This window comes from Desulfovibrio inopinatus DSM 10711, from assembly GCF_000429305.1.
GTDB classification, from domain to species: Bacteria; Desulfobacterota; Desulfovibrionia; order Desulfovibrionales; family Desulfovibrionaceae; genus Alteridesulfovibrio; species Alteridesulfovibrio inopinatus.
Genome location: NZ_KE386878.1, coordinates 224,579 through 244,316, shown reverse-complemented (window position 1 = coordinate 244,316; position 19,738 = coordinate 224,579). Strand labels below are relative to the sequence as shown.

Here is a 19,738-nt window from a genome sequence, read left to right as displayed (position 1 = left end):
TGAATGAGAGGGAACCGTCGCTAACGGTTTCCCCTCTCTCTTCCCCCCTATTCCTCAAACTATTTCGAGGATGTATTATGACACACGTTTCCAGCACAACATGGGGTCATACGTTTAAGACCTTAAGACGTACAAAGGTGTTTTCCATCGTTCGACGCCTTGGATCAGGTATCGGCTCTATTTTCTTCATCCCTTCAGCGCGATTCGGCTTGCTGGCCATTGGGCTTGCATTTATTGCACCCGTTGTTGCCGCATTTGGGATGCTGGGGCTCATTGCCGGACAAATGGGTTTGAAACTGCTCGGAGCCAACACCAAAACGGCCATGTCCGAAGTTCATATTGCCAATGCATTTCTGATTGGCTGCTATATGGGCATACGATATGTACCTACTTTGGAATCCATTGCGCTTGTTGCCATTGCAGCAATTTTCACTGCCGTGATGACTGTGGTTCTCGCTTACCTTTTGGATACCTGGTTGGGTTTGCCTGCCTTGAGCCTTCCGTTTGCTCTCGTCGGTATCAGCATCGCGCTGGCGTCGCCGAACTGGCCGATGCCACAAGACGTTTTTATTCAATGGTTCAATCCGACAATGCCTCCACTGCTTGCCGGGTATTTCCGGGCATTGGGTTCTATTCTCTTTATGCCCTCGGTGTTGGCTGGACTCGTTCTTTCTCTTTGCCTTCTTGCCTCGTCACGGATTCTATTTGTCCTTTCCTTTATAGGATTTGGCGTTGGAGTCGGAACACGAATTCTTCTTCTCAACGATTTCAGCACAGCGGCAACCCACAGTCTCGCGTTCAACGACATCCTCACAGCGATGGCTATCGGCGGAGCATTGTGTGTTCCCACAGGAAAGCACTATCTTTTGGCTGCTGGTGCCACAGTCTGGTGTGCCTTAATTGGTTGTGCACTGAACTCTTTGGGAGTCGCAGTGGGAGCGCCGGTTTTAACGTTACCGTTTGTCCTCTCCACCTTGCCTGTCTTTTTTGCTGCACGTCTGCTTGGTGCTCCCAGTCGGGCAGCCTTTTATGCACGCAGTCCAGAATTGGCCGTCATTGATCATGCTGTATGGAAAGAACGTGCGCGTATTCCCTTACGACTTCTCTATTTGCCTTTTTCCGGACCATGGACCGTATGGCAGGGCGTTGATGGCCCATGGACACATAAAGGCGTGTGGCGCAATGCGTATGATTTCATCATTACGAACGATGACGGACTGGATTTTGTCCATGACGGCTCACTGCTGACGGACTTTTTCGCCTTTGGTAAACCCGTCGTTGCTCCCTGTCGCGGACGCATCGTGTCCGTCATGAATGATCTCCCCGACAATCCTATCGGCATGGTGGATACGGCCAATTCTTGGGGAAATGCTGTTGTTATTGAGCATCCGGACGGCTATTGGGTTGAATTGTCACATTTCCGTCAGGGATCAATCCGCGTTGAACCTGGTCAATGGATAGAAGCAGGAACACTGCTCGGAGCTTGTGGGAATTCTGGAAACTCGCCACGACCACATATCCATATCCAAGTACAGACTCGTGCAGACCTCGGAGCTCCCACACTTCCCTTCGGATTTTCGCATTATGTCGTGGATGATGTCTATGTTGCGGGCAACCAACCGCAAACCGACGACAAACTCGCACCGCTTCCCATTGATATGCAACGCCACGCTGGATGGGAGCTTGCGCTTGATACATCGATGACGTTCTGTCTCAACAGTGAGACGGCATCAACAGCTGTCACAATGACCGTAGGGATGGCCGATGACGGATCACGATTTCTGGAAACAGAAAATGGACGGCTGTACTATGCCAACACACCAGGAAGCTTGCTCTTTCTTCGACATGAAGGCAACGACCCGTCTCTGGCTCTGATATTTGCTGCCATGCCTCGCTTACCATTCGGCGGAGAGCCGGGGATTACGTGGACGGAACCCGTCCCGGCGACCCTTCCTTGTTTTGGATGGAGACGTTTCTTGGCCCCGCTTTTGGCCTCATTTCATCATAGGTTGGGGGTGAATACGGCTATTGTACGTTTAACCGCTCGCAACACCCTTCAGACCGAATTGCGCTGTCCAATCACGCGGCAAAGAATGCACGCGACGATTCAACTCCATGAACACACCGGGCATATCAGTGCTCTCAAGCTTGGGAGTCACACGTTGAAAGCACATGTGCAACCCCAAGAATCGATAATGTGGCTGGCGGCGTAATTGACATTGCTCGCACAAAAGAAAAGCGTTTTTGACGTCTTCAAATTGCGATGTCTGTTGAACTGGTCTATGGCATAAGATACATCCGTTGTTGAACCAACCATGAAAGGGGATGTTCATGCACGTTAAGATTATCGCCACCCTTGGGCCAGCTTCAATGCACCCCGACACCATGTGGGAGTTGGTGGACGCTGGAGTACGAATTTTTCGTTTTAACTTCTCCCACTCTCACGCGGCGGCATTTGCTCCACACATTGCGACCGTACGGAAGTTGGAGAAAGAATTCGGCTTCCCCATCACAGCGATGGGTGACTTATGTGGTCCTAAAATACGTATCGGTGAGGTGAAAGATTCTCCCCGGCAAGTATTCAAGGACGAAACCCTGTTCCTTGGTGCTCCGGGAGAAGACGCGCCATTTGTCGACCGACCATTCATCAGTCTGGATATTCCAGAACTGCTTGCCGGTCTGAGTGTCGGCATGCCGGTAAATCTGAGTGACGGGCTGTTACAATTCAAAGTCAGCGAAGTTTTAAAGAAAGATCGCCTCTACGCTTTGCATGCGCAAAACGCCGGGATGCTGACTTCGAATAAGGGAATTTGTTTTCCTGGAAAATATCACCCTCTTCCTGCACTGACGGAAAAAGATATTCGCGATGTCCACGAAGGTATTGATGTTGGCATCGACGCCTTCGCGATTTCCTTTGTGCAAAGTCCTGATGACGTTTTGCTTTTACGTAAGGAAATGCAAAAACACGGAAAAGACCTCCCCATTGTCGCTAAACTCGAACGGCGCAATGCGGTGGACCGACTGGACGATATCCTTGAAGTCGCCGATGCCATCATGGTGGCGCGTGGTGATCTGGGGCTGGAATGCCCGTTGGAAGAACTCCCGGTAATTCAGAAAAAAATTATTCGGGCATGCCGGCACGCACAAAAACCGTCCATCGTCGCAACGCAAATGTTGCTTTCCATGGTGGACAACCCTATCCCGACGCGCGCCGAAGCCACGGACGTTGCCAACGCCATTATGGATGGTGCTGATTGTGTTATGCTGTCCGAAGAAACCGCGGTTGGTCGTCACCCTGTTGGTACGGTTAAAGTCATGCACAATATCGCCGACCACGCGATTGGATATTATTTACAACGTATTCCCACACCCTATCCACCGGGGGAAGGTCAAAACGTTCCGAAATATCTTGCTTATGCCGCCTGCCTCCTTGCTCAAAATATGAAAAGTCCGGCCATGGTCTGTCATAGTACGAGCGGGCTCACGGCCCGTTTTATGTCTTCACGACGTCCCAAGGAACCTGTTCACGCACTTACAACAGACGAGGAGGTTTTGCGGGGGCTCAATTTCAGTTGGGGCGTGACCCCTCACCTCATTGAGCATGACAATCGTGGACATATGAAACGAGTGGAAGACTTTGTTGAAGACACCCCTGATTTCGAACGCAATCAGGCGATCATTCTCACGGCGGGTCAACCGACACCAGGTCAGCCGCATCCAGGAACAAACAATATTAAAATCTACTACAAATAGACTTCACATTCGACTGTCGTAGAAATACCAAAGCGCCCTGTTGGACGCTTTGGTATTTCTGTATATTGAAATGGAAAAACTACTCGTGGTGTTCGCCTTCGGCCATTGCATTCATGGCACGGTTGGGATCGGCTTCGACCTCTTTGAGAATACTATCGACCTTCCCTTCCGGGAGCCACCGTACCTTGCCTGTCGCCACATCATAAATTGCGCCAACAACTTTGGATTTGCCTTCGGCATGATATATCCGAGCTGTGGGACTTTGCATGAACAAATCACGAATGCTCTGCCAGACATTCTGTTCGATTGCAGCAGGGATCACGCTCATGCCTTTCATATCGGGATGATCGTGCATAGCTTTTTTGACGGCAGGAACAATGGGGGCAACCAACGGAGGAATGTTTCGCTCAAGCTCATGGCCTTCACCAAGAGCCGCTTGCGTGACAGCTTTCACAGCGCCGCATTGCGTATGCCCCAAAACAACCATGACGGGGGTATGAACATGCGCAATGCCATACTCAATGGAGCCGGCTTCATCGGTTTGAACAACATTCCCGGCGACGCGGATGACAAAAATATCCATCACCCCGGCATCAAACAAAATTTCAACAGGCACCCGAGAATCGGAACACGTCAATACGGTGGCAATGGCATGGTCCCCCTGATCTTCGCTCCCAGCAAGCGCTAACCGTTCAGCGTCTGCATGGGGACGTTGAGATGTTCCGGAAACAAATCGTTCGTTGCCAACCTTCAGAATATCAATGACTTCTTTTGGGCTTGGTTTGGTGGCCGAAGCCGAATCAGGCATACTCGCGTGCAACAGCAGCAGACTGATACCGACAACAGCGATAACTATGATCCCATGCAGAAATTTTGAGGTCACAGCACCAGATTGAGAATGAAATCTCTTCATCGGTTTCTCCTTGTCTTTCATGTCCAAATTATACAGAGATGCAATAGCAATAGCACTCATACCAAGGAACGACAAAGAGAAAAACGATTTTTTACACACAAACAATGGAAGCGGTGATTCCCTCGTCACTCAAATCAATCAACGCGAATGTTCCGCTATATTGTCGCAGTGTTCCAGGATTAATAATAGTGGTCGTCCCTTTGCGTACAATTTCTGGCATATGCGTATGACCATACAAGATAAGGTCATAGTCTTCACCAAACGCTGCCGCGACAGAAAACCCTAAACTACTGCGTTCCCCATAGCCGAATCCATGAGCAACACCGACCTTTTTATCGGACAATGTCAACGTTAGTGTTGCTGGAAGCTCACTCCCAATACCGAAGGCATCCATATTGCCTGCCACAGCATAAAATTGCCGATGATTCTGCAGGTAATTATAGATTCCACTTCCGGTAATATCTCCACAATGAATCAGGGCATCGACCGGTTCGAGGTGATTTGTATAAAACTGATCAAACCATGCATCGGGATCGGCCATATGCGTGTCGGAAATCACAGCGATGCGCATGTGTCTACTCGCTTTTGTCGTGTCCGTTTTTCTTTTCCCACCAAGATCGTTCGCGGGCCAAAAACCACCAGTCCGTATGATCAACAACAGAGATTTGTTGCGCTAACTGCTGAGCGACATCTGTTTTGAGACGCTTCAGTGCGCAATCAATCCATTTCTCTGCATAGCGGTTGCCCAAATCGAGCTCTTCTTTAAGATTAGCAATAAGATCGATTTGATCGGCGTCCTGAGCTAGTTTGGCTTCAAAGGTCTCAGCGTCTTCCAACTCTTTCCAGGAGTCCAGCACAGGCTCTTCCAACCCGGTCCCCGCCAAAGCATCGGCAAGAGCAGCTCCTTCACGACAGGAATTGTACTGCTTCGCAACATAGTTGAAATCACCAGTACGAGCTTCGTGCAAATCATGAAACAGACAAAGTTCCATCGTACGGAGCCGATCGGCTCCGGCCATGTCAGCCAGTATATATCCAATAACCGCAGTCCGAAAACTGTGCTCGGCAACGTTTTCCGCACCCGAACCAAGAAACTGATATCCGGTTCGCGGAGTTTTGCGCAGCATCCCGGCTTCAAAAATAAAATCGGCCAAACGAGTCAGCCGATCACGTGCTTGAAACTGATCGGGAGCAGTGCATTGATGCTCATTTTTCATTCCATTATCCCGAAACATTGACCACGCCAAGAATAGACGCCAGGCGTGGCCAATGCCTGAAGTTCATCGTATATAAAACGACGTCAACTGCGATAATCCGCATTGATGCGGATATAGTCATGCGTCAGATCTGAGGCCAACAGCATATAACGTCCAGAACCTTGCCCGATGACACAATCGATTTTGATTTCCTGACGACGCATATGCGGAGCCAAAAGACTGTCGAGATCGACATCGACGGGGGTTCCGTTTTCAAAAACAGGAATACCGCCAATTTTCACACTGACTTCGGACGGATCAAAATCGGCTCCACAACGGCCAAGGGCAGCCACAATCCGTCCCCAGTTGGGATCGGCTCCAAAGATGGCCGTCTTCACCAGTGGAGAATTGCCAATGGTTCGCGCGGCCTTTTCGGCATCGCGGTTGGAGGTTGCACCTTCCACGCGCACGCGAATGATTTTGGTTCCTCCTTCGGCATCTTCCACAATCATATAGGCCAGCGCCTGGCAAACTTCTTTGACTGCGGCATACAACGCTTCCTGACCAGCAGGATCGGTAAAGCGAATACCTGACGCGCCGTTCGCCAACGCAACCAACGTATCGTTCGTGCTGGTGTCCCCGTCTACCGTAACACAATTGAAACTCTTGTCCGCACATGCCGAGATGGTCTTTTGCCACCAATCTGGATCAACTTCAGCATCGCAAATCACGGTTGCCAACATCGTTGCCATGTTCGGGCTGATCATACCGGCACCTTTGGCCATGCCCAGGATGCGGACAACATGTCCGTCCTCGTCCATGACCTCGGCCCATGCGAGTTTCGGAAAAGAATCCGTCGTCATAATAGCTTTGGCCACATCGACCGGGCCCATGTCACCTACACGGATTCCCAGTCTCGAGAGCCCTTCTCGCCAAACATTCATGTCAAATTGCGGACCGATGACGCCGGTCGACATGGGAAAAACCTCTTCAGCCGCAAGTCCGAAAACATCCGCCGCAATACGCATGGACTCTCGACAATTGGCAATCCCGAGGTCGCCAGTACAGGCATTGGCATATCCAGCATTGACCATGACGGCACGAAGCGGCTTTCCGCTATCAATCAATTCGCGGCCGACCAATACAGGAGCGGCCTGAAAACGGTTGGTCGTAAACACGGCGGCGGCGACTGCGTCAGTGTCACTGACAATCACGCCGAGATCATGCCGGTTCTTGTATTTAAAGCCGGCGGCCACACTGGCGAACCGGTATCCTTGGGGAACGGCCATAACCGAATCGTCTTTGTTTCCCATGATGCTGCCTCTATCCGTTCGCATTCAAAAAGGTTGTCCCAAAAGACGGGGAATTATTTACATTGCCAAACCCAACTTCATATCGTCAATACGAGCTGTTCAAACGGCAACGTTCACATCGACGGACAAGTTACGCTCCGCAGCATTTCTTGAATTTTTTCCCGCTACCACATGGACACGGATCATTGCGGCCGACTTTCGGTGCTTCGCGCTTCACTGGCTTTTTCTTGGCATCATCTGCAGCATCGGCGGAATAATTAAGGTTTTCCGTCGTGTCTTTATGCGTAAATTCTTCTTCTTTGACCTCGTTTTTGATCCGCACACGAGACAGCGCTTTGACCGACGACTCTTTGATGGTTTCCAATAGCCCTTGGAACAACGCGAACCCTTCACGCTTGTATTCCTGTTTTGGGTCTTTCTGACCATATCCCCGCAGACCGATACCATCACGCAAATGGTCCATATTAAGCAGATGTTCCTTCCAATGCCGGTCGAGACTTTCCATGAAGAAGAAACGAATGATTTCGTTTACGTGGCCATCTGCACTCGCCTCCAATTCGCTGAATCGGTTCTGAACAAATTGTCGCAAGTCTTCGAGTGGTGGCACTCCATCCGTTTCCACATTGATACGAATGGCAAAAGCATCCTCGATCTGTACAGCAAAAACATCCATCACTTCTGGTGACGGCGGATTCTTGGGATCAGATACGGGAGCATAAATATCATCAAGTAAATCCTCGATAAAGACATCAAGAGTCTCTTTCAGGTCTTCGGCTTCCATGAATTCCCGACGCTGCGTATAGATGACTTCGCGCTGTTGATTCATGGTATCATCGAAATCGAGAAGTTGTTTGCGTATCTCGAAGTTGTGGCCTTCCACGCGCTTTTGAGCATTTTCAATGGCTTTGGAGACCATCTTGTTTTCAATCGGTTCCCCGTCTTCCATGCCCAATCGATCCATAATGCCGGCAATGCGGTCGGAACCGAAAAGTCGCATGAGATCGTCATCAAGCGCGAGGTAGAACCGTGAGCTGCCCGGATCGCCTTGACGACCCGAACGACCGCGCAACTGGTTGTCGATACGGCGAGATTCATGGCGCTCCGTACCAAGAATATGCAGACCTCCCACCTCTCGAACCCCTTCGCCCAAGACAATGTCGGTACCACGACCAGCCATGTTAGTCGCAATGGTGACCTTTTTGGTCTGACCGGCTTCGGCAACAATCTGCGCTTCACGTTCATGCTGCTTGGCGTTCAAGATTTCATGGGGAACGCCATTCTTCTTGAGCAGGCCGGCGAGTTTCTCCGATTTTTCAATGGAGACGGTCCCGACAAGAACAGGCTGACCGATCTTGTACAGTTCTTTCACATCAGCAGCGATAGCGTTGAACTTTGCGTCTTGGTTCTTGTAGATAACGTCGGGAAAATCCTTACGGATCATGGGCTTGTTTGTCGGAATGGAAATGACTTCAAGATCATAAATCTGTTTGAATTCAACAGCTTCGGTATCGGCTGTCCCGGTCATGCCACCAAGCTTGTCGTACATACGAAAGTAGTTCTGGAACGTAATGGAAGCCAATGTCTGGTTTTCAGCTTCGACTTTCACATGCTCTTTGGCTTCCAATGCTTGGTGTAACCCGTCACTATAACGCCGCCCCGGCATAAGGCGACCGGTGAATTCATCGACGATAACAACCTGCCCTTCTTTGACGATATAATCGACGTCACACTGAAAAAGACGATGGGCTTTCAATGCTTGCAAAACATGGTGCTGCAAGCTGATATTGGCCGGGTCGTACAGGTTTTCGATCTGCAAAATTTCTTCACACCGAGCAACCCCCTCCTCGGTCAGGATGACGGTCTTTGCTTTTTCATCCACGGAGAAATGCTCTTCATTCTTGAGCATGGGGATGATGGTGTCGATGCGGCCATAGAGCGTCGTCGAATCTTCGGACGGACCGGAAATGATGAGAGGTGTTCGGGCTTCGTCAATAAGAATGGAGTCAACTTCGTCGACGATGGCAAAGTGCAGATCGCGCTGAACCAATTGTTCCTTATAGAACTTCATATTGTCGCGCAGATAGTCAAAGCCGAACTCATTGTTGGTCCCATAGGTGATATCACTACCATACGCAATTTGCCGTTCGGCATCCGTCAAGCCGTGAACAATAGTATCAACACGCAACCCAAGGAAATTATAGAGTTGTCCCATCCATTCGGCGTCACGCTTGGCCAGGTAATCGTTGACTGTAACAAGGTGCGCCCCCTTCCCCGTCAAAGCGTTCAGCACAACGGGCAGCGTTGCCACAAGGGTTTTCCCTTCACCGGTCTTCATTTCCGCAATCTTGCCTTGGTGCAACACAATGCCCCCGACAAGCTGGACATCATAATGGCGCATGCCGAGAACACGTTTGGACGCTTCCCGGACCAGCGCAAATGTCTCAGGTAAAATCGCATCCAGGGTCTGGCCATTGGCCACAGTTTGACGCAATTCGGCAATACGTTCGGCAATGCCGTTATCAGACAAAGACTGGACCTGTTCTTCCATCGCATTGATGGCATCGACCATCGGGCGCAAGCTCTTCAAATAACGATCGTTGCGGGATCCGATGACTTTATTGACAATGGTCTTCAGCATGATTTCTCCTTGAAAAACGCCGCTACATTCTATTCCTCTTGCATTTCCAGGCAAACAAACCATGGAGAATGGGTCGAAAAATTTGCAAGCGGCAAACGGGGCCGGAAACGGTCCGGCCACAAAAAAACATTTCGGATATTATCCGATGATCTCCAGCCAGTGGCCGGCGACACTTCCTTTGGGGGCTGTGGATTTAAGTTGGACCACGCATCCGCTACACCCGGTCAATAATTGTTCTCCCGGACCCGGATCATGAAATTGCCAGCAGGCTTCAGCCACTTGATTGGACAAGGACGAGGCACTCAACTTAAACATTCCGCCAAATCCACAGCACAGGGATTTCTTGTCTTTATGGACAAGTCGCTCACCAAGAACGGCTCGCAACAATGCAAGATCGTCATTTCCGCCGGTCCCATGGCAAGGCTTGTGGTAAAGCACACGGTGTGGCGCGTTGTCCAGCACTTCGAAACGAATTCCTTGAAGCTCTTGTGCAAGGGATGTCATCTTTGAAAGCCACAGTTCCCGTTCACCATCCTGCCAGCCTAAATCGAATCCCGTATATCCCCGCAATCCACTCCCACAGGTGGCACAAAACGTTGTGAGACGGGGACGGCCAGCTCGACGCCAAGCTTCAAGATTCTGGAGCTGCATGCCGTGCTGTGCATCTTTAAGGCCAGCATGACCAAGCGTATTAGCGCAACAGGTGAAGTCAGAAATGGGTAATGCCGTTACCCCGATATGTGCAAGTAGACGCCGGGCTGTATCCAGCCAATCCGTATGTGCATGCGATGCGACACACCCCGGAAACAGAGCCACAGGCTCTTTTGACCGGAGTGACATATCACCGACCAGGCGCAGCCATGGTTCAATCCGATTTTGCTTGTTCAATGCCTTGAGGTCAGACATGACATTGGTCAACCGACCAAGCATGCCTTGTGTGGCCAGCGAAGGGAGATTCGGAGCAAGGCGACTGATGGAACTCATGACCGGCCAGAGGTAGCGCGCTTTTTCTACCCACGTTTTCCAAATAAAATGCTCAAAACCGGGGTGACGACTTCGGACTTCACTCAAAAGATCGGGCACGCATAAGCCACGAGGACAAGCCTTCGCGCATTTCCCGCAAGAAAGACATAAACCCGCCAATTCCACGGCCGGCTTTTCCCGCAAGAGATTCTCTTCGTCCAAAAGCTTCTGCAAAAGAAACTTGGCTTTCGGGGAAAACTCTTCTCGGTCTGTCGCGTTAAACAGCGGACAGACCTCAAGGCACTTCCCACAGAGGATACAGTCCTTGCGGATAGCTTTCTCTGCGACATTGTGCTGCAAGGTCGATCCGTTTTGAGATTTCATTCAAATTCCTTTGCCGGGATTCAAAATACCTTTCGGGTCGAACGCCGCTTTGATGCGACGCATAAGTTTTCGCTCCGTCGCCCCAAGCTGCAACGAAAGATATGGCAACTTGGTCAACCCGACTCCGTGTTCTCCGGAGAGAACCCCCTGGAGTTCAATCACAGCAGTAAGGACCAATTCTTTGGCTTCAAGCGCTCGTTTACGTTCATCAGGATTCGTCGCGTGATGCATGATGTTAACGTGCAAGTTCCCGTCACCCAAATGACCGAAAACAAGAATCGGGAGTCGCTTTTCCCGTGCAATGGCTTTGATGCGTCCCACGGCTTTCGGCACTTTTCCCCGTGGCACAGTGACATCATCCGATATCTTATCCGGTGCAATATTGTATGATGCCTGGTTAATAAGCCGGCGTACTTCCCACAATTTTTCTTCTTCAGCGGGTGTGTCGGCCCGTTCCACAAAAACGGCGCTGGATCGACGCAAAATATCAGCAAGACGGAGAGCAATGGCAGGCAAAATATCGGTAAAACCATCAACTTTGAGCAACAACAAGGCGCGGACCTCGTCAGACCACGGCATGGGACCGACTCTCTTGAGCGCATCCAGCACATCTTCGGCCATAAACTCCATCGCCGTTGGAAGTACTCCGGCCGCAAATAATGCCTGTGCGGCAATAAGCGCTTCTTCCAACCCGAGGAAGCCTGCCAAAACCGACGCCGTCGCTTCTGGCAAAGGAAGCAGTTTGACCGTAATTTCTGTAAAAAAACCGAGTGTACCCTCGGAACCAACAAACAACTTGGTTAAATCATAGCCAACAACATTTTTATGGGTACGGCTTCCCGTCACGATGACCTCTCCCCCGGGAATAACCGCTCGCAGTCCAAGGATATGGTCACGCGTTGCACCATATTTTACGGCAGACATGCCCCCCGCTCCCGTGGCAACATTCCCTCCAATGGAACAGAAGTTTTTGCTTGCCGGGTCTGGAGCATAAAACCGTTTATGTTTGGCTAACGCGGCCTGCAAATCGGCCGTCACAACGCCGGGTTGGCAACGTGCAATGAAATCATCGTCTGAAATTTCGAGAATCGCATTCAAATGGGCTGTGGAGATGACAATCCCTTTGGGGTCGGGAATACACAGACCGACAACATTTGTTGCCCTGCCCCGCGGATAGAGAGGAATGGCTTCTTCGTGGGCAAACTGAAACAGTTCCCGCAACTGGGATTCATCCCGAGGTCTGACAACTGCAGCAGGCAATGAAAACAATCGGCTGGCATCGGACCCAAAAACGGCTGTTTCTTCATGAGAAAACAGTGCATCGTTTTTATCGAATAGCGACTCCAGCCGTTTTTTCTGATTGTCGCGAAGCCCGGGGCAAACGTCGCTCATGCTCTCGCCAGCTCCCGTGCTGCATCGCGTTTAAGATCGCGGTCTTTGCGGTCTTCCTTGCGGTCGTAGACTTTTTTGCCTCGTGCAAGAGCGATTTCCAATTTGACTTTCCCTGCTGAAAAATACAGCCGGACCGGGACAACGGTCAGCCCGCGCTGTTCCACCTTGCTCTTCAAGAGTCGGATTTGCGCAGCATGCAACAGAAGCTTTCGTTCCCGTTCCGGATCGTGGCCATCGTATCGGCCGGCATGTTCATAGGGAGCAATATGAACGCCAACTAAATAGGCCTCGTTCCCTTTAAATTTGACATATCCGTCTTTGAAGCTGACACGTCCGAGACGGAGCGACTTGACTTCAGGTCCAACAAGTACCAAGCCAGCTTCATATTTATCGAGGAACTCATACAGGTGCCGCGCCTTTTTATTGACGCCAATCACCTTTTCCCCACGACTTTTCATAACATACTCTCACTTTGGCAAACAAAAAGACTGAACGAAGCGTTACCACACCTAGTGGTTCACTGTGCTCACGGCGTCATATCTTGCCCGCGTTGAAGTCGAAAAACTCAGAATGCATCCAGACGATACAATCATTGCAATAACGCCGCGTATCCCATATCCGCCTGTTGCAGTACCTCTTTGTATATAATCCAGAATAGTGTCGTATAATCATCTTGGGCAGACAAGGCAAATCGGAGTCTTGGCATTGATCAGGACAAAGGGACTTCTTCTGTATCCAATAAGGAGGAGAAAAAGGTCAATTCTTCGGGAAAACGTTGAAAAATCCGATTCTGAACAAGATGGTTGGAAGTGCTGACCGCAGTGCTCTGAAGAACCTGCCTGAGGAGGCTTTTACACTCTTCCATGGTCGTTTGTCTGATAATGCGCTTAATGCCTGGAATAGCCTGTGGATTGAGACTAATGGTGTCGATCTGCATGCCGAGCAGTATCGGGATGCAATACGGATCAGACGCCATTTCTCCACACAAACTGACTTCGATGCCTGCCTGGTGGGCAGCATCCACGGCATGTTTGATACTGCGGACAATGGACGGGTGCAACGGTTGATATAAGTGCGACACATACCGGTTTGTGCGATCGATACCCAATGTGTATTGAATAAGATCGTTCGTCCCGATACTGAAAAAATCGACTTCCCGAGCCAGAACCTCGGCAATCATAATCGCCGAGGGCAATTCAATCATAATACCGATAGGAAGATCAGCATTGTGAGCAATGCCATCCTTTCGCAACGAAGCCACACATTGACGCAGTTGATGCATCGCTTGTCGTACTTCGCTCAATGACGAAATCATGGGAAACATGATGGCGATATTGCCGGTCGTCGCTGCTCGCAAAATGGCACGCATTTGTGTCCGGAACAAATCGGTATGGCGCAGGCAAAAACGGATGGCACGCAATCCCATAGCCGGATTTTGCTCTTCCAACGTGCCAAAATGCGCCATGAATTTGTCGGCACCCAGATCAAGCGTTCGGAGGACAACTCGCTTGGGAGACATAATCGCAGCAAGGTCTTTGTACTCTTCGTACAACTCGTCTTCCGTCGGCAAGGTCTTGCGGTTGAGATACGAATACTCGGTCCGATAGAGGCCGATGCCTTCGCCTCCATTATCGATAGCGGAGGTGACTTCTTCGAAGCGCTCGATATTGGCCAAAACCTTAACCCGATACCCATCGATGGTTTCCCCGGGCAAATGGCAGGTACGAAAAATCTGAGCCTGGTAATCCTCAAATTTATATTTGAGGTCAGAATAACGAGCGAGTTCCTCTTCGCTCGGCTCAACAAGGATAATTCCTTTGAGCGCATCGACAATAACGAGCTGGCCATCGCTGACGTAGTCTTCGAGTTCGGTTACGCCAACCACCGCCGGAATCGCCAATGAACGGGCCAAAATACCGGTATGCGACGTTTTGCCACCTTGAACCGTGACAAATGACATGATCTTCGACGTTTCCATCTCTACCGTATCGGCTGGCGTCAAATCGTACGCCATAAGAACGACACGAGATTCAATAGCACGCATTTCCTCGGTATCGCCGGCAAGCTTGGCCATCACCCGCTCGGCCACAAGGCGAACATCTTGAACACGCTCGCGAAAATACGGATCATCCAAAGCATTAAACGCTTCTTCAATCTCCGCTACGGCCTTTTCCAAAGCCCATTCGGCATTTATTCCGAGTTCCTTGACATGACCTATAGCTTTGCCTGCCAACTTGGGGTCACGCAAAATCATGAGATGCGAATCAATGATCATAACATGATCACGTAATTCAGCAGGCATTCGCTCTCGAATAGCGCTTAACTCGGAATCTGCGTCGCGAAAAGCGTTCTCAAGACGTGCTTCTTCATGAGGCAACGCCGCTTGGGACAACGTTTGACGAGGGAGAATCCGGTAGTGCGACCGGTTGAGAAAAAAAGCCTTTCCGATGGAAATCCCCACAGAAATGGCAATACCACGAAGAATATGTTTGGCCACGCCGGGTGCCCTTGTTATGTTTAACGAAACCGGTTTTTGAACATTTCGGAAAGATGGTCCAAAGCCTCACTGGCATCGTCGCCTTCTGCACGCAACTCCAGATTGGATCCTTGGCCAGCGGCCAACGTCAGAATATCAAGAATGCTTTTTGCGTCGACTTCGGTATCAGCTTGGCACAAAGTTATCATCGATTTAAACTTCTGTGCCTCCTGTGCGAGCCTGGCCGCAGGACGGGCATGCAGCCCTTGATCATTAATGACGCAAACTTGAACAGAACATACTCCAGCTCCATTCTCGGCCACAACGCCGACCTGACCGGTTTCCGAGGCTAACTCTTCACTGTGCATAGAATCATTCATAATATTGCACGGGCACACTTTCCGCCCGGATGTTTTTCACGGATCCCAAAAACAACAGGACAGGCTAGATTTTTTTTCATTTTGACACGCATTGGCGTGTGACGAGTGCCGAAAAACACTTCTCTTTCCCGGCATGTTGATGCTGACAGTGCATACAATTCCACATCATCCTGATTTGTCAAGCACTTCACCGAATCAGTCTCCAAAAAGACATACACTAACATCATTTCCCGCCACAAGAAATGCAATCACCAGGGCAGCGACGAAAAGTTCACGGGGAATTGGAAAACGTTTCATTGCCACAGCCGAGCCTACAATCAGCAGAATGCTTATTGCCCAATTTCCAGCACAAGAAAACGGCCGGGCGAGCAAATACCATAAAGCAGCCAAAAGCACGGCGTTAAAAATTTTCAATCGACGGCTCCAGTCGATGAAATTCCACCGTTTGAGCCGATTCAAGACTTTATACCCTTCTCGGTATCCAAGCCAAAATGTTACCGCTTTGAAAACTTGTGCCGCAACGAGAAGAAAAATCGTTAACGCAATGAACCAGCCCAGATTTCCATGTATTGCCAATATTGTCGCGCCAATGGACCATACCCCAATAAGCGCGCTTCCGAAAAAAGCATCCCCCACACCGGACAGTGTATATACCAGCGTGTCTTTAATGGCTTGCAACGTGGTTTCAGGAATGACCCCTCGGGCAATCCTGATTTCCATAAATAAAAACACCCCCACTAAAAGCGGTGTCCAAAAGGGATGCGTATTATAAAACGACGTATAGCGCCGCCAAGCGCGATGCCGCTTTGCCGGATCGGAATAAATGCTATTGAGGCCCGGTTCCATGATGTATGCGAGGCCAATATTCTGCAACCCTTTGGAGTTGTAGGCTGCTCCGACAAAATAGCAACGAAAGAACGTTTGACATAATACCGAAAAATTCGGTTCCCCTGACATGGCGGCATACTCCATCGTCTTGCGCATAAAGACTTCGAACCCAGATCTTGGCGCAAGCCCCTCCGAAAGACTTATTGGATAATGACGGTCAGTTTATAATCCGACCCGCCGCGCATGGCTCCGACATCAATCTTGTAGTTTCCCGAAACAGCCAGACGACCACGCCAATTGGCCGCATCGCTTGTGATAAGGCCGCCCTTTGGACCATACAAATTAAAGACTGCATTTTGCTCAACAGAGGAGACAATCACTTCCATCATTTGACCGGCATTGGCTTCAAGCTCATAGCAAGCATGCTCGCCACGAGCGATGCCATTTTCAAGAGACGCCGAATACGCTCCTCGCTTGAACTTGATCGTAGAACACTTGGCTTGGGCATGCAGTACCGATCCCAACATCATCATGCCAGCAATGCCAAGCACCATGACGGTCCGAGAAAACCACGCCATACCCCGATGAGAATTCCACTGCAGTTTCGACACCGTCTCTTTCTCCTCGTTGTAAATTCATTGCAGAGACCGTTCACACAGTCCAACCATCACGAATCATACATAGAGCGGCCAGCCTTTTCAAAGAAAAAAGTAGGCCTATTTATGATTTGCACTATCCGTTTTTCCCAACACTCCGAAAAACGGCGTTTTGATGCCGATCAGTTCACCATAGCGTTCTTGTGCTTTGGGTTCTCTGTAATAGATGGTGACGTCCTCTCCTGATGCGAGACGCGAGACCACATCGACCACTTGTATATAGAATTCCGGATTCTCTTTGGCTGATAACATGAACTCCCCTTTCTCCGTAGCCAAGAAAGCGGCTTGTCCCATGGTGGAGACACGGAGAAAATGCGTTTTAACAAAACGAATTGGGGAAGGCTTTGGCGGGGGCGATGCGTTCTTTTGCGACGTTGCTCCTTCCGATGCGACCGAAACGACAAAGGTCTGTTCGGCAAGGGGAAGTTTGCCATTAAAAATACGCCAAACGTATTGTCCGGGAACAAGCTCATAGGATTTTTCAAAGACAAAATACTCCGCTTCTGATCGTCCTACGGCCGATTGAAGCTGATAGACTTGCCCCGTTGTTGCTTCACCCGTTGCCGGGTTTGTTATTGGCGGGTGTTTGAGGGCCACCGTCAATATGATCGGAGCGCCGTCGGGATGTCCCGATGTCGTGTATCGAAAGCCAAATCCTGTCCCTAAACTGGCCTGGACCTTGGACGCATGCCCGACAAACCGAATATCACCAAGTCCCTTTTGGGAAGTGGTCGCGGCGATAGTGCCGGATTCCGTGACCAACACTCCATCGACCAATGCACTCTGAGCATAGGCATCGTGTCCGGAGGCTAACACAATCAACATTACGCACAGAAGCCAACACGCATTCATGAGCATGCTGAACCGTTCTTTTTCACATCGAGTCATGAATCTGCTCCACGACGGCCGCACTTCGAGGAGCAAGCTCCTCATCTACTGCTCGCAAATCGGCCCACGTATCAACATCCTGGTACGTTTGCATTACGACCGGCGACATACCTGCGCGAGAAAATCGTTTCATCGTTTCCTCAAAAACCTGCCCTGTACCCCATGTCATATTGGAAAACACCTCAGGCAGTAGTGCATGGCGTTGGAACCCGATAAGATAGTATCCCCCATCAAGCGCCGGACCGATCACCGATGGAGCTTTCTCCAAACACGTTAATGCTGACTGTATATCGTGTGTTTGCAATTGTGGAATATCACTCCCGATTAATACAGCTCGTTGGTCTCCCTGAGCAAATCCCCATTCAAACGCTTTATACATGCGTTCGCCGAGATCGTTTCCAACTTGAGAAATCGTCTTGCATCGCGTTTTCCCATGTAGATGCAACCATTCTTCAACGCGCAGGGGACGATCATCGGCATGAATTGTCGTTGTCACTCCGGAGCCAAGGCGCTCAAGCATATCGAGCATATCCAAAACAAAGGCCTCATACGCATGCAGCGCAAGATCATGTCCCACCGTCGCGGCGAGACGTGTTTTGACCCGACCCCGCTGGGGCAACCGCATAAAAAAATGTACACGGCATGGATTCTTGGCAACGGCATCATGCGTCATAGCGATAGAGCCGAGATAATTTCTGCGGTGAAACACCAAGAAAGTATAATCCCACCAACAACCAGTTGCGAAACGTACATGCCCAAATTCCTTCGCGTTCCCAACGTCTTGCCGATGTCATGACCTTTTTTCCAAGAATCTCCATCTTTATGCCCGACCGTTTAACGCGCCGCATAATGTCAACATCCTCCATAATGGGAATATCAGCAAATCCTCCAAGCGCGTCAAATACATCGTGTCGAAAAAATTGTGCCTGATCACCATATGGCAGACGTGTGAGGCGAGAACGCCATGTTCCCACCCGTTCGACAAGACGAAGAGCCCAACGACTCGAACGAATACCGAGATCAAAGGCTCCACAACCCGCTCCACGACGAATAGCATCCTCCATGGCCTCGAATGCTCCTGACGGCAAATGGGTATCGGCATGCAAAAATACAAGAATGTCACCGCGCGCGCGAGCCGCGCCGGCATTCATTTGCCTGCCACGACCACGCCCCGAAGGGACCGTTGTCACGTTCTGCCGATGCAAGGCTGCAAGGGTTCCGCGATCGGCAGCCCCGTCAACAATGACGATCTCAACAGGCTTCCCGTATCCAACAACTCGGATATGGTCCACGAAGTTGTTGACGTGTTCCTCTTCTCCCAGCACGGGAACAACAACGGAAAACGTTACGGCCATATCTCCCCCACATTCTCGCATCGGTCCGGTCTTGCTCTTCACTGCCACTGTCCTGTATTATTGCTCCGCCTTTGCTGCCTGAAACGCTTGAAAAAAGGAAGACGCCTGTGCGCAGACATGAAAAAGAAGTGACCGATTCCAACGCCCTTGAATACATTCTCAAACATGCGCAGATTTGCCATCTCGCCATAAACGACGAAGACATTCCGTACATTGTCCCCGTCAACTTTGGATATGAGGACAACGCGCTTTATATCCATAGCGCCACGGAAGGCAAAAAAATTGATTTGCTCAACGCGAACCCGCATGTCTCTTTTTGCATCGTATCTCAAGCTGAAATCCAGCCAGCTCCCAAAGCGTGCGGATATACGACGATCTTCTCCAGTGTGACCGGACAAGGAAAGGTAACGTTTCTTTCATCAATGGATGAAAAAAAATATGGCCTCTCTGTCATCATGAAGCACCATAACGGCCCACATGATGATTTTCCCGATGACGTTATGCAACGGACCGCCGTTATTCGGATATCGATTACATCCATGATAGGAAAAGCATCAAAAGAAGCATTGCCCGCATAATAAGGAAGACGAGGACCAACACAAG

18 protein-coding genes are annotated in these 19,738 nt (G+C 50.2%); 3 read left to right on the top strand and 15 right to left on the bottom strand.

Going from position 1 to position 19,738, the window contains the following annotated elements:
- The first annotated feature begins 77 nt into the window (after positions 1-77).
- Positions 78-2,213 carry an urea transporter gene (locus G451_RS0121710; protein WP_027185895.1) on the top strand — a complete coding sequence of 712 codons (2,136 nt, stop codon included), beginning with the start codon at positions 78-80 and terminating at the stop codon, positions 2,211-2,213.
- 118 nt (positions 2,214-2,331) lie between these two features.
- Positions 2,332-3,753 carry a pyruvate kinase gene (gene pyk, locus G451_RS0121705; RefSeq protein ID WP_027185894.1) on the top strand — a complete coding sequence of 474 codons (1,422 nt, stop codon included), beginning with the start codon at positions 2,332-2,334 and terminating at the stop codon, positions 3,751-3,753.
- A 79-nt stretch (positions 3,754-3,832) separates the two neighbouring features.
- On the opposite strand, the gene G451_RS0121700 is transcribed toward pyk, so the two are convergent.
- From G451_RS0121700 to G451_RS0121630, 15 genes are all read right to left on the bottom strand, one after another.
- A complete protein-coding gene (locus G451_RS0121700) occupies positions 3,833-4,666 on the bottom strand; it encodes a carbonic anhydrase (protein ID WP_084448713.1) in 834 nt (277 codons plus the stop codon).
- 91 nt (positions 4,667-4,757) lie between these two features.
- On the bottom strand, positions 4,758-5,237 hold the full coding sequence (locus G451_RS0121695; RefSeq protein WP_027185892.1) for a metallophosphoesterase family protein: 480 nt from the start codon (positions 5,235-5,237) through the stop codon (positions 4,758-4,760).
- A gap of 4 nt (positions 5,238-5,241) precedes the next feature.
- The gene (locus G451_RS30970; RefSeq protein WP_051261758.1) at positions 5,242-5,883 is read right to left on the bottom strand and encodes an HD domain-containing protein; all 642 of its coding nucleotides are present in this window, start codon (positions 5,881-5,883) and stop codon (positions 5,242-5,244) included.
- Positions 5,884-5,966: 83 nt separating this feature from the next.
- Positions 5,967-7,175, bottom strand: coding sequence for a bifunctional glutamate N-acetyltransferase/amino-acid acetyltransferase ArgJ (gene argJ / locus G451_RS0121685; protein ID WP_034643383.1), 1,209 nt, complete (start codon positions 7,173-7,175; stop codon positions 5,967-5,969).
- Between the two features lie 130 nt (positions 7,176-7,305).
- Complete coding sequence (gene secA / locus G451_RS0121680; RefSeq protein ID WP_027185890.1) at positions 7,306-9,813, bottom strand: preprotein translocase subunit SecA; 2,508 nt, start codon at positions 9,811-9,813, stop codon at positions 7,306-7,308.
- 138 nt (positions 9,814-9,951) lie between these two features.
- Positions 9,952-11,160, bottom strand: coding sequence for a (Fe-S)-binding protein (locus G451_RS0121675; RefSeq protein WP_034643381.1), 1,209 nt, complete (start codon positions 11,158-11,160; stop codon positions 9,952-9,954).
- Complete coding sequence (locus G451_RS0121670) at positions 11,161-12,552, bottom strand: FAD-binding oxidoreductase (RefSeq protein WP_027185888.1); 1,392 nt, start codon at positions 12,550-12,552, stop codon at positions 11,161-11,163. It lies immediately after the preceding gene.
- Positions 12,549-13,010, bottom strand: a complete 462-nt coding sequence (smpB, locus tag G451_RS0121665; protein ID WP_027185887.1) for an SsrA-binding protein SmpB — start codon at positions 13,008-13,010, stop codon at positions 12,549-12,551. Before smpB ends, G451_RS0121670 begins: the two co-directional genes overlap by 4 nt.
- 251 nt (positions 13,011-13,261) lie before the next feature.
- On the bottom strand, positions 13,262-15,049 hold the full coding sequence (gene ptsP / locus G451_RS0121660; protein ID WP_027185886.1) for a phosphoenolpyruvate--protein phosphotransferase: 1,788 nt from the start codon (positions 15,047-15,049) through the stop codon (positions 13,262-13,264).
- A gap of 20 nt (positions 15,050-15,069) precedes the next feature.
- Positions 15,070-15,408, bottom strand: a complete 339-nt coding sequence (locus G451_RS0121655; protein ID WP_245587858.1) for an HPr family phosphocarrier protein — start codon at positions 15,406-15,408, stop codon at positions 15,070-15,072.
- A gap of 195 nt (positions 15,409-15,603) precedes the next feature.
- Complete coding sequence (locus G451_RS0121650) at positions 15,604-16,392, bottom strand: PTS system mannose/fructose/sorbose family transporter subunit IID (protein ID WP_084448710.1); 789 nt, start codon at positions 16,390-16,392, stop codon at positions 15,604-15,606.
- Positions 16,393-16,436: 44 nt separating this feature from the next.
- Positions 16,437-16,847, bottom strand: coding sequence for a hypothetical protein (locus tag G451_RS30965; protein WP_051261756.1), 411 nt, complete (start codon positions 16,845-16,847; stop codon positions 16,437-16,439).
- Between the two features lie 105 nt (positions 16,848-16,952).
- Positions 16,953-17,780 (bottom strand): DUF3859 domain-containing protein, encoded by an 828-nt coding sequence (locus tag G451_RS0121640; protein WP_027185883.1) that lies wholly within the window; start codon positions 17,778-17,780, stop codon positions 16,953-16,955.
- Positions 17,767-18,453, bottom strand: coding sequence for a TIGR04282 family arsenosugar biosynthesis glycosyltransferase (locus G451_RS30960; protein ID WP_051261755.1), 687 nt, complete (start codon positions 18,451-18,453; stop codon positions 17,767-17,769). The genes G451_RS0121640 and G451_RS30960 overlap by 14 nt, the downstream gene beginning before the upstream one ends.
- On the bottom strand, positions 18,443-19,177 hold the full coding sequence (locus G451_RS0121630; RefSeq protein ID WP_245587857.1) for a TIGR04283 family arsenosugar biosynthesis glycosyltransferase: 735 nt from the start codon (positions 19,175-19,177) through the stop codon (positions 18,443-18,445). The genes G451_RS30960 and G451_RS0121630 overlap by 11 nt, the downstream gene beginning before the upstream one ends.
- 65 nt (positions 19,178-19,242) lie before the next feature.
- Here G451_RS0121630 and G451_RS0121625 point away from each other — a divergent pair, with 65 nt between their 5' ends.
- Positions 19,243-19,713, top strand: coding sequence for a pyridoxamine 5'-phosphate oxidase family protein (locus G451_RS0121625; RefSeq protein WP_027185881.1), 471 nt, complete (start codon positions 19,243-19,245; stop codon positions 19,711-19,713).
- Positions 19,714-19,738: the final 25 nt, after the last annotated feature.

Coding starts and splice junctions, on each gene's coding strand:
- G451_RS0121710 (WP_027185895.1), top strand. CDS start 78: ATGACACACGTTTCCAGCACAACATGGGGTCATACGTTTAAGACCTTA.
- pyk (WP_027185894.1), top strand. CDS start 2,332: ATGCACGTTAAGATTATCGCCACCCTTGGGCCAGCTTCAATGCACCCC.
- G451_RS0121700 (WP_084448713.1), bottom strand. CDS start 4,666: ATGAAGAGATTTCATTCTCAATCTGGTGCTGTGACCTCAAAATTTCTG.
- G451_RS0121695 (WP_027185892.1), bottom strand. CDS start 5,237: ATGCGCATCGCTGTGATTTCCGACACGCATATGGCCGATCCCGATGCA.
- G451_RS30970 (WP_051261758.1), bottom strand. CDS start 5,883: ATGAAAAATGAGCATCAATGCACTGCTCCCGATCAGTTTCAAGCACGT.
- argJ (WP_034643383.1), bottom strand. CDS start 7,175: ATGGGAAACAAAGACGATTCGGTTATGGCCGTTCCCCAAGGATACCGG.
- secA (WP_027185890.1), bottom strand. CDS start 9,813: ATGCTGAAGACCATTGTCAATAAAGTCATCGGATCCCGCAACGATCGT.
- G451_RS0121675 (WP_034643381.1), bottom strand. CDS start 11,160: ATGAAATCTCAAAACGGATCGACCTTGCAGCACAATGTCGCAGAGAAA.
- G451_RS0121670 (WP_027185888.1), bottom strand. CDS start 12,552: ATGAGCGACGTTTGCCCCGGGCTTCGCGACAATCAGAAAAAACGGCTG.
- smpB (WP_027185887.1), bottom strand. CDS start 13,010: ATGAAAAGTCGTGGGGAAAAGGTGATTGGCGTCAATAAAAAGGCGCGG.
- G451_RS0121655 (WP_245587858.1), bottom strand. CDS start 15,408: ATGAATGATTCTATGCACAGTGAAGAGTTAGCCTCGGAAACCGGTCAG.
- G451_RS0121650 (WP_084448710.1), bottom strand. CDS start 16,392: ATGCGCAAGACGATGGAGTATGCCGCCATGTCAGGGGAACCGAATTTT.
- G451_RS0121640 (WP_027185883.1), bottom strand. CDS start 17,780: ATGACTCGATGTGAAAAAGAACGGTTCAGCATGCTCATGAATGCGTGT.
- G451_RS30960 (WP_051261755.1), bottom strand. CDS start 18,453: ATGACGCATGATGCCGTTGCCAAGAATCCATGCCGTGTACATTTTTTT.